Annotated in this window: 6 protein-coding genes; 5 read left to right on the top strand and 1 reads right to left on the bottom strand. The window is 65.7% G+C overall.

Annotation, left to right across the window (positions count from 1 at the left end; translation table 11 throughout):
- The first annotated feature begins 388 nt into the window (after positions 1 to 388).
- The 5 genes from argB to JHC81_RS13835 all read left to right on the top strand — a co-directional run bounded on the left by argB (position 389) and on the right by JHC81_RS13835 (position 3,940).
- Positions 389 to 1,318, top strand: coding sequence for an acetylglutamate kinase (gene argB / locus JHC81_RS13855; RefSeq protein WP_292175652.1), 930 nt, complete (start codon positions 389 to 391; stop codon positions 1,316 to 1,318).
- Positions 1,315 to 1,989, top strand: a complete 675-nt coding sequence (locus JHC81_RS13850) for a pyrimidine 5'-nucleotidase (protein WP_292175650.1) — start codon at positions 1,315 to 1,317, stop codon at positions 1,987 to 1,989. Before argB ends, JHC81_RS13850 begins: the two co-directional genes overlap by 4 nt.
- Positions 1,986 to 2,846 (top strand): 2,3,4,5-tetrahydropyridine-2,6-dicarboxylate N-succinyltransferase, encoded by an 861-nt coding sequence (gene dapD / locus JHC81_RS13845; RefSeq protein WP_292175648.1) that lies wholly within the window; start codon positions 1,986 to 1,988, stop codon positions 2,844 to 2,846. Before JHC81_RS13850 ends, dapD begins: the two co-directional genes overlap by 4 nt.
- A 90-nt stretch (positions 2,847 to 2,936) precedes the next feature.
- Positions 2,937 to 3,173 carry a hypothetical protein gene (locus JHC81_RS13840; RefSeq protein ID WP_292175646.1) on the top strand — a complete coding sequence of 79 codons (237 nt, stop codon included), beginning with the start codon at positions 2,937 to 2,939 and terminating at the stop codon, positions 3,171 to 3,173.
- 77 nt (positions 3,174 to 3,250) lie between these two features.
- Complete coding sequence (locus tag JHC81_RS13835) at positions 3,251 to 3,940, top strand: Crp/Fnr family transcriptional regulator (protein ID WP_292175644.1); 690 nt, start codon at positions 3,251 to 3,253, stop codon at positions 3,938 to 3,940.
- Between the two features lie 6 nt (positions 3,941 to 3,946).
- On the opposite strand, the gene JHC81_RS13830 is transcribed toward JHC81_RS13835, so the two are convergent.
- A partial coding sequence (locus JHC81_RS13830; RefSeq protein WP_292175642.1) for a PQQ-dependent sugar dehydrogenase occupies positions 3,947 to 4,507 on the bottom strand: 561 nt, incomplete at its 5' end.

Raw genomic sequence — 4,507 nt, 5'->3', positions numbered from 1 at the left:
CCGTCGTCGTCGAGATCGCCTCGACGTCGTCGCTCCAGAAGTTGTAACCGGCGTCAATCGCACCATACCAGCCATTCGGCTCGGCAGACGCTGTGCCGGCGGAAAGCGCGAGAGCGCCCGCCGCGCTGGTCGCCAGGATGAAAGTCTTAACGCGCATGGGGAAATGCCCTCCGCAGCCCAAAATGAAGTTGTGAGCGATCGTCGGACCCCCACACAAGTTCCATAACAGGCGCCATAGTCAAGGTCGAGGTGCCGCAGGTGGTATTGCGGCCTGTCGTGTCGCCCGCGCTACATGACGGTTGCAAGGCTGTTCGCGCCGCCAGCGAGAATAGAACCGAGCCGTTTGATAATGACACGACCCCGCCTTGGCCTTAGTGACCCGCAGATCATGGATGAGACGATGCGCCAATCCGAAGATCGTGGCTGGGACACCGCTAGAACCCTGGCCGAGGCCCTGCCCTACATCCAGGTCTACGATCGCAAGATCGTGGTCATCAAATACGGCGGCCACGCGATGGGCGAAAGCGCTGTCGCCAAACAGTTTGCGGCCGATGTGGTGCTGCTGAAGCTGATGGGCGTCAACCCTGTCGTGGTTCATGGCGGCGGCCCGCAGATCAGCGCCATGCTGGACAAGGCCGGGGTCAAGTCCAGCTTCGTCGACGGCCTGCGCGTCACGGATCCCGCCACCATGGAAGTGGCCGAGATGGTCCTGTCGGGCGCGGTCAACAAGGAGATCGCCCACTGGATCACCATGGCGGGCAAGGAGGCGGACGTGCGCGGCGTCGGCCTGTCGGGCAAGGACGCCGGCCTTCTGACCGTCGAGAAGACCCGGCGGACCCAGCGCGATCCTGACAGCATGATCGAGCATGAGGTCGATCTGGGCTACGTCGGTGAGCCCACCAAGGTCGACCCCAAGTTGATCGCAGGCCTGATCGCCTCTGAAACCGAGGATTGGGTTCCGGTCATCGCCCCGATCGGCGTGGCCGAGGACGGCCAGACCTACAATGTGAATGCCGACACCGTCGCGGGGGCTGTGGCCGGTTCGTTGAACGCCAAGCGCATGCTGCTTCTGACCGATGTGCCGGGCGTGCGTGGCGCGGACGGCGAGATCATCCGCCAGATGACGGTCGGCGAGGCCTCGAAACTGATCGAGGACGGCATCGCCACCGGCGGCATGATCCCCAAGCTGCAGACCGCCATGGCCGCCGTGCGCGCCGGGGTCGAGGCCGTGGTCATCCTCGATGGACGGCGGCCGCATGCCATGCTGGTCGAGCTGTTCACCGAGCACGGGGCGGGCACCCTGGTGCAGGCCGGATGAGCGGTCCCGTCGGCACAGGGCTGGACCACGTCCGCCACTGGGTGTTCGACATGGACGACACCCTGTATCCGCGCGAACAGGGCCTGATGTCGCTGGTCCAGGCGCGGATCAACGCCTTTGTGGTCGAGGCCGTTGGCATGGCACCGGACGAAGCCGCGGTCTTGCAGCGGCAGTTCCTCGACGAGCACGGCACCACCCTGGCCGGTCTGATGGCCAGCTACACCATCGACGCCGACCGTTTCCTGCATGAGGTTCACGACGTGCCGCTGGACGGGCTGGAGCCCGATGCGCGTCTGGCGGATCAACTGAAGGCCCTGCCGGGGCGCTGCTATGTCTTCACCAACGGCGCGCGGGAGTATGCGCATCGGGTGCTGAACCATCTGGGCATATCCGACTGTTTCGAGGGGGTCTTCGCCATCGAGGATGCCGAACTGACGCCCAAGCCCGCGCCCTCGACGTTTCGCAAGATGCTGGACCGCTTCGGTATCGATCCGCATCGCGCGGCCTTCTTTGAGGACACGCCGCGCAATCTGGAGCCGGCAAAGATCCTCGGCATGGCGACCATCCTGATCGGGGATGGCCATGGCAAGCCATTGGGCGACCACATCGATTACATCGCCCCCGACCTGCACGATTTCCTTTCCGACCTGAGCTTCAAGGACGCCGCATGACCGCCCACGCCGATCTGGAAACCGTCATCGAACAGGCTTGGGAAGACCGGGCCGACATTTCCACCGCCACGCATGGCGATGTCCGCAAGGCGGTCGAACAGGCCTTGGCCCTGCTGGACTCTGGTCAGGCGCGCGTCGCCTCGCGGGGCGAAGACGGGGTCTGGACCACGCATCAGTGGCTGAAGAAGGCCGTGCTGCTGTCCTTCCGCCTAAACCCCAATGTCCGCATGGGGGCCCATGTCGGGGCGACCATGGGCCAGATCGATCCGACCCCCGGCCCCTACTGGGACAAGGTGCCGGTCAAATGGGCCAACTGGACCGAGGCTCAGTTCGAGGGCGCGGGCTTCCGCGCCGTGCCCGGCGCCGTGGCCCGTCAGGGCGCCTTCATCGGCCGCAACGTCGTGCTGATGCCCAGCTTTGTGAACATCGGTGCCTATGTCGATGAAGGCTCAATGGTCGACGCCTGGGCCACCGTCGGGTCCTGCGCCCAGATCGGCAAGAACGTCCATCTCTCCGGTGGGGCGGGCATCGGCGGCGTGCTGGAACCGCTCCAGGCCAACCCCACCATCATCGAGGACGGCTGTTTCATCGGGGCCCGCGCCGAGGTCGCCGAGGGCGTGATCGTGCGCGAGGGCGCAGTCTTGGCCATGGGCGTCTATCTATCGGCCTCGACCAAGATCGTGGACCGTGCGACCGGGGAAGTGTTCCGGGGCGAGGTGCCGGCCTACAGCGTGGTGGTGCCGGGCGCATTGCCCGATCCAAACGGTGGGCCGTCGCTGTACTGTGCCGTCATCGTCAAGCGGGTGGATGCCCAGACGCGTGCCAAGACGGGCGTCAACGAGCTGTTGCGGGACTGAAACGGGAACATCCCTTGGCCGCAAAGTGGCCAACCCGACAGACGTGACCATATGGCGGCGCTAGGGATGCCTCTCACACGGGGGGCGCCCATGCGCATCTACCAATTCCATTTCTTCGATCCGCGCGGCAATGTGCCTGCGCTGGACTTGGCCGAGTACGAAGACGACGGCGCGGCCAGCCGCTCGGCCATGAAGCGTCTGGACGAGCACGCCAGCTGTCAGGGGGTCGAACTTTACGAGGGCGATCGCCTGGTCCTGCGCGTCGAGCGTGCGGGCGGCGTGAAGCGCCCCAACACCTTCGTCCATGACCAGGCCCTAACGGCCTGAGAACCATCCTGACACGTCGTTTCGCCTAAGTCGGTTTCCGGCGGACGAACCGCCAGACCATCCCCTATCGGGCGAATATGCACCAAGCCTTGCCGTCGAACGCCCTGCTCGCCGCCCTGTCGCCCGAAGACCGCGAGGCCCTGACCGGGGCGGCCACCCTCTTCACCTTTCAGGTCGGGCACGTCTTCGTCGAGGCCGGTGAGCCGGTCACCCACGTCTATCTGATCCGGCGCGGGATCGTCTCTGCCGTCGCGGCCATGGCGGACGGTCGCACGGTCGAGGTCTTCATGGTGGGACGCGAGGGCATCACGCATCCAGCCGCCAGCGCGGCTCCGGTTCGCACCTATTCGCGCCACGCCGCCCAGGCCGATGGAGAGGCCTGGAAGATCGAGGTCGGTCGCCTGCGCCAACTGTGCCGCGAACGCCCGGCCATACAGTCGACCATCCTGTCCTATGCCTCGACGCTTCAGTCAGAACTGGAGCAGTCGGCGGCCTGCAACGCCCTGCACCGGGCCGAGCAGCGGTTCGCCAAATGGCTGTTGCGGTGTCACGACCGGATCGACGGCGACACCCTGAACCTGACCCAGGAATATCTGGCCGCCATGCTAGGGTCGCAGCGCACCACGGTGAACGAGGCGGCCCAGGCTCTGCAAAAGACCGGTGCCATCACCTATTCGCGCGGCCGGATCACCATTATCGACCGGGCCATGCTCGAGCGTACGGCCTGCGAATGCTACAACGGGCGCACCGCAGAACCGCCGCTTTGAACGGGCCTAGTTCGCGGTCGCCAGTCGGACCAGCTTGCCGTTCTGCTCGTCCGTGATGGCCCAGACGGCACCGTCAGACCCGACCGCCACGTCGCGGACGCGCTCGCCCAGATCGGTGAGCAGACGCTCTTCCCCGACCACACGGTTGTTCTCCAACACCAGCCTGGCGATCTGCTTGTCCTTCAGGCCAGCGACCAGCAGATTGCCGTTCCAGCCGGGGAACATGGCCCCCTGATACAGGGTCATGCCGCCCGGCGCGATGACGGGATCCCAGTAGTAGACGGGCTGCTCGGTGCCGGCCTTGGCGGTATTGCCCGCATTGATCGGCCCACCTCGGTACTCGACGCCGTAAGCCGCGTCTGGCCAGCCGTAGTTCTTGCCCGCCTGATCCAGATTGATCTCGTCGCCGCCGCGCGTGCCGTGCTCGACGGTCCAGACGTCGCCGTTGGAGGCGATGGCGATGCCTTGGACGTTTCGGTGACCCAGGCTCCAGATTTCCGGCAGAGCCCCGTCCTGGCCGACATAGGGGTTGTCCTGCGGCACGGTCCCGTCGGCATTGATGCGGAT

It is taken from the genome of Brevundimonas sp. (assembly GCF_016463295.1).
Classification (GTDB): Bacteria; Pseudomonadota; Alphaproteobacteria; order Caulobacterales; family Caulobacteraceae; genus Brevundimonas.
Note: the sequence above shows the minus strand (reverse complement) of the source record. Positions and strands in the feature narration are given on the sequence as shown.